Raw genomic sequence first — 5080 nt, 5'->3', positions numbered from 1 at the left:
GGATCTTGATCCGGTCCTGCGCCGGCGCCTTCAGCGGCGAGGCCGCCGAGCTGTGGGCCGCCAGGTAGGCCGTGAAGACGTCCAGGTCGGAGACGCCGACGAGCTTGTCGGTGCCCGCCGCGAAGGCCGGGAAGCCGTCGCCGCCGCCGGCCAGGAACTCGTTGGCCGCGACCCGGTACTTGGCGGCCGGGTCGACCGGGGCGCCGTTCAGCCGGACCGAGTCGACGAGCAGCCGGGCCGCGCCGGTCTTGCGCATGTCCAGGGTGTAGTGCAGGTTCGAGGACACCTGGAGGATCTTCGGCGCGGCCTCGTTGGGGCCGCTCACCTGCTGCTGGAGCAGCTGGACCAGCTGGGCCCCGGTCAGCGTCTTGACCTGCATCATGTTGGTGAACGGCTGGACGGTGAACGCCTCGCCGTAGGTCACCACGCCGTCGCCCTCGCCGCCCGAGGCCTTGTAGACCAGGTCGGAGCGGATGCCGCCGGGGTTCATGAAGGCGACCTGCGCCCCGCCCTTGTCGGCCGGGGCCAGCCCCTCCAGCTGCGCGTCGGCGATCACGTCGCCCAGCGGCTTCTCCAGGTCGCTGCTGCCCCGGCCGTTGATGTCCGAAGCGATGTAGCCGACCGGACGGTTGGCCTTCGGGGCGGCCAGCTTGGAGTAGTGGTCGATCAGCGCCGTCATGTCCGGAGCCTTCTCGACCGTACGGCGCACCACGTGGTTCTCGGCCTTCACCGAGGGGCGCACGATCTCGCCGGTGGTCTTGTCCAGCTTCATGTCGATCTCGGTGAACAGCCGGCCGAAGGAGGCGGCACTGGTCACCGAACGCGGCACGCCGTTGGGGTCGGGGATGCTGCAGGCGTACGCGTTGTGGGTGTGGCCGGTGACGATGGCGCCGACCGCCGGGTCGATCCTCTTCGCGATGTCGACGATCGGGCCGGAGATGCCCTGGCCGGCCGCGCCGCAGTCGTAGTTGTAGACGCCGCTGGCCGGGTAGCCGCCCTCGTGGATCAGCGCGACGATCGAGTTGACGCCCTTGGCCTTCAGCTCCGCGGCGTACTTGTTGATCGTGGTGACCTCGTTGGCGAACTTCAGCCCCTGGACACCCTGCGCGGTCACGATGTTCGGCGTGCCCTCCAGGGTGACGCCGATGAAGCCGACCTTCACGCCCTGCGACTTGGTCACCCAGTACGGGGCCAGCAGCGGCTTGCCGGTCTTCTCGTCGGTGACGTTGGCCGACAGGTAGTTGAAGTTGGCGCCCTTGAAGGTGCGGCCGGGCTCGTAGCAGCCGTCGGTCGGGTGGCAGCCGCCGTCCTGCTTGCGCAGCAGCTCCGCCGCGCCCTGGTCGAACTCGTGGTTGCCGACCGAGGTGACGTCCAGTCCGAGCTTGTCCATCGCCTCGATGGTCGGCTCGTCGTGGAACAGGGCGGAGGTCAGCGGGCTGGCCCCGACGATGTCGCCCGCCGCGACGGTGATCGAGTCGTCGGCCGGGATCCGGGCCTTGCGCAGCTCGGTGGCCAGGTACTCGATGCCGCCGGCCGGAGTGGAGACCTCCTTGCCGGTGGCCGGGTCGATCTCCTTGATCGTGCCGGAGGACCCGGCCGGGGGCTCCAGGTTGCCGTGGAAGTCGTTGATCGCCAGCAGCTGGAGGTTGACGGTCTTGTGGCGCTTGGCGTTGGCGTCGGCGGCCTGGGCGGCCGTCGGCACGGCCACCGTGCCGAACAGACCGGCGGCGGCGACGACGGCGAGCGCCGTCCGTCGGGATCTGACGGTGAGCATGAGGGGGTCCCCTGCACCTCGGAGGGAGCACCGGCAACGGGAGCACCGGCGTGTGGGCAAGATGTTGCGCCTGTGCAGCCTAGAGTCAACGCGCGTAGCTGTCAGGAGGTCGAACGTAACGAGAGGATTACCTGCTGACGAACCATCGCCATCCGTCGGTGGCTCACCACCTGCGAACCACCGCGCGGCCCCGGCTCGGGCCCCTGCCCGTACTCCCGGCTCGGGCCCCTGCCCGTACTCTCGGCTCAGACCCCCGGCTCGGCCGCCAACTGCCGCTCGGCCCGCGTCCGTTCGGCCACCGCGTCCTCGGTCATCGCGCGGTCGGTGTACACCAGTGGCCGCTCGGTCTCGGTGATGATGTGCTTGACCACCTGGACGTTGCCGTTGACGTCCCAGACCGCGATGCCCGGCGACAGGGTGGGAATGATCTCCACCGCCCAACGCGGCAGGCCCAGCACCCGGCCGGTGGCCCGCGCCTCCTCGGCCTTCTGCATGTAGATCGTCCGGGTCGAGGCCATCTTCAGGATCGCCGACGCCTCCTTGGCCGCCGCGCCGTCCACCACGTCCGACAGGTGGTGCACCACCGCGACGAAGGACAGGCCCAGTCGGCGGCCGAACTTCAGCAGCCGCTGGAACAGCTGCGCCACGAACGGGCTGTTGATGATGTGCCAGGCCTCCTCGACCAGGAAGATGCGCTTCTTCCGGTCCGGCCGGATCCAGGTGTGCTCCAGCCACACCCCGACGATCGCCATCAGGATCGGCATCGCGATCGAGTTGCGGTCGATGTGCGAGAGGTCGAAGACGATCAGCGGTGCGTCCAGGTCGATGCCCTCGGTGGTCGACCCGTCGAACATCCCGCGCAGGTCGCCGTCGACCAGCCGGTCCAGCACCAGTGCCACGTCCAGGCCCCAGGACTGCACCTCGCCCACCGCGACGCCCAGCGACTCCACCGAGGACAGGTCGGGGTTGCGCAGGGTGTCGATGATGTCGTCCAGCACCGGCTGTCGGTCCTTCACCGAGGCCACCACATGGGCGTGCGCGGCCTTCAGCGCGAAACCGGCCCGCTCCTCCAGGCCGCGTCCCATCGCCACCTCGACGATGGTGCGCAGCAGCGACAGCTGGCCGGTCTGGGTGATCGCCGGATCCAGCGGGTTGAGCTTCACCCCGCCGTCCCGGGCCGCCATCGGGTCCAGCCGGATCGACTTTATGCCCAGCGCGTCGGCGATCAGGTTCCACTCGCCGACACCGTCCTCGCCCTGCGCGTCCAGCACCACGACCTGCCGGTCGCGGAACCTCAACTGCCGCAGCACGTACGTCTTCTCCAGCGCCGACTTGCCGTTGCCGGACTCACCCAGCACCAGCCAGTGCGGGGCCGGCAGCTGCTGCCCGTACAGCTGGAAGGGGTCGTACACATACCCCTTGCCGCTGTACACCTCGCGCCCGATGATCACCCCCGAGTCGCCCAACCCCGGTGCGGCGGTGGGCAGGTAGACCGCCTGCGCCTGGCCGGTCGAGGTGCGCACCGGCAGCCGGGTGGTCTCCACCTTGCCGAACATCAGGCTGGTGAACGCGTCGGTGAGGTTGCCGAGCGCCATGGGCGGCCTCCTGGTGCCAGCGGTAGGGGTGGACGTGCGCCGTGGATGGGAAGGCGCGGTGGGTGGACGGGCGCTGCGGTCAGCGGCGGATGCCGGTGGCGAACGGCAGGGTGTTCACGAAGGCCCGGTGGTGCTCGCGGTCGCACCACTCCAGCTTGAGGTAGCTCTTGCCGGCCGAGGCCCGGATGGTCCGCTTGTCGCGGGCCAGCGCCTCGGGGTTGCGCGAGGAGACCGTGATGTAGCCGACCAGGTTCACCCCGGCCGCGCCCGACGCCAGGTCGTCACCGCGCTGGTCCACCCGGCCGGTGTGCGCCAGGTCGCGCGGGTCGACCGTGCGGTTCATCTTGGCCGCCCGACTGGCCTCCGCCTCGTCGTTGGTCTTCTCGGTCAGCATCCGCTCGATCGCGACGTCGGTGGGCTCCAGGTCCATCGTCACCGCGACCGTCCGGATCACGTCCGGGGTGTGCACCAGCAGCGGCGCCAGGAAGTTGACGCCCACCGGGGTGAGCGGCCACTCCTTGATCCACGCGGTGGCGTGGCACCACGGCTCCCGGGTCGCCGACTCGCGGGTCTTCGCCTCCAGGTACTGCGGGTGGGTCGCGTCCAGCTCGGCCGGCCAGGCGTTGCGCCGCGACATCGCCTGGATGTGGTCGATCGGGTGGTCCGGGTCGTACATCGAGTGCAGCAGCGACGACAGCCGGGCCTGGCCCAGCGGCTGGCGCACCCGGATGTCCGCCTCCGCCAGCCGGGCGCAGATGTCGGTCAGCTCGCGGGCCATCACGGCCGCCAGCCCGTCGTCGTCCCGAGCCCGCCCGCCGGTCGCCGTACGGCCCATCGCGTGCGCCTCGGCGGCCAGGTCACGGGTGTAGTGCATGCAGGCCACCAGGTAGGCCCGGTGCTGCTCCGAGGAGGTCGAGACCATCGACTGCAACTGGTCGTACGACTCCTGCAGCCAGCGCGGCGCGTCGTGGTCGCCGCGCCGTTCCACGTCCTTGGCGTGCGCGTCCGGATCGGCCGGCAGGGTGCGGGCCAGGATCTGCAGCCGGGTCACGAAGCCGTCCCCGTTGGCAACGTGCTTCAGCAGCGTGCCGAACCGGTCGACCAGCGCCTCCTGGTCCTCCGAGTCGCGCAGCCCGACGCCCGGGCCCTCGATCTCGATCGCGGCCGTCACCGTCCGCCGCTCCAGGTGCATCAGCACCCCGACCTCGTCCGGCCCGAACGGCGCCGTCAGCCAGCGCAGCCGCCCCACCCCGGGCGGCGGGCCGATCTCCACCTCCCGGCCGTCCATCCGGGTGCCCGCGTCCATCGCGTCCGAGCGCCACACCGCGCGCCCGCTGCGCACCGTCCGGCGGTAGGTGCGGTTGATCTCCAGCCACTTGTAGAACGTCCGCTTGCGGTACGGCACGTAGACCGCCGCGATGGCCAGCGCGGGCAGGCCGACCAGACCGGCGATCCGCAGCGGCAGGATCGGCATCATCAGACCCCAGAGCATCCCGAGGAACGCCCCGAAGATGATCAACAGGATCTCGCCGGACTCCCGGTTCCGGCCGATCGGCGCGTTCGGGCGGGCCTTGCCGATCAGGTAGGTGCGGCGCTGGTGCACGTACGGCTGGGCGTACTGGGCACCGTACTGGCCGAGCGGTTCACTGCTCACTTACCCGTCACCCTCCCTTCGCTGGATTGCTGTCGCGGATCGGAACCGGGGCCTGCG

The 5080-nt window shown here is 70.5% G+C and carries 3 protein-coding genes; all 3 read right to left on the bottom strand.

The features are described 5' to 3' along the window. Positions 1-1774, bottom strand: a 1774-nt coding sequence (locus tag J0670_RS29715; protein ID WP_207814792.1) for a bifunctional UDP-sugar hydrolase/5'-nucleotidase, incomplete at its 3' end; no start/stop codon positions are given. 245 nt (positions 1775-2019) lie between these two features. Then, the gene (locus J0670_RS29710) at positions 2020-3369 is read right to left on the bottom strand and encodes an ATP-binding protein (protein ID WP_207814791.1); all 1350 of its coding nucleotides are present in this window, start codon (positions 3367-3369) and stop codon (positions 2020-2022) included. A gap of 79 nt (positions 3370-3448) precedes the next feature. Continuing rightward, positions 3449-5023 carry an SCO6880 family protein gene (locus J0670_RS29705; protein ID WP_307806756.1) on the bottom strand — a complete coding sequence of 525 codons (1575 nt, stop codon included), beginning with the start codon at positions 5021-5023 and terminating at the stop codon, positions 3449-3451. Between the last annotated feature and the right edge of the window lie 57 nt (positions 5024-5080).

Origin of the sequence: Streptomyces sp. FH025 (genome assembly GCF_017427025.1) — a bacterium.
Taxonomy (GTDB): Bacteria; Actinomycetota; Actinomycetes; order Streptomycetales; family Streptomycetaceae; genus Kitasatospora.
This window is presented reverse-complemented; position numbering and strand designations above follow the sequence as displayed.

What these genes read in the sequence shown, in the direction of transcription:
- J0670_RS29710 (WP_207814791.1), bottom strand. Translation starts at nt 3,369, where the DNA reads ATGGCGCTCGGCAACCTCACCGACGCGTTCACCAGCCTGATGTTCGGC.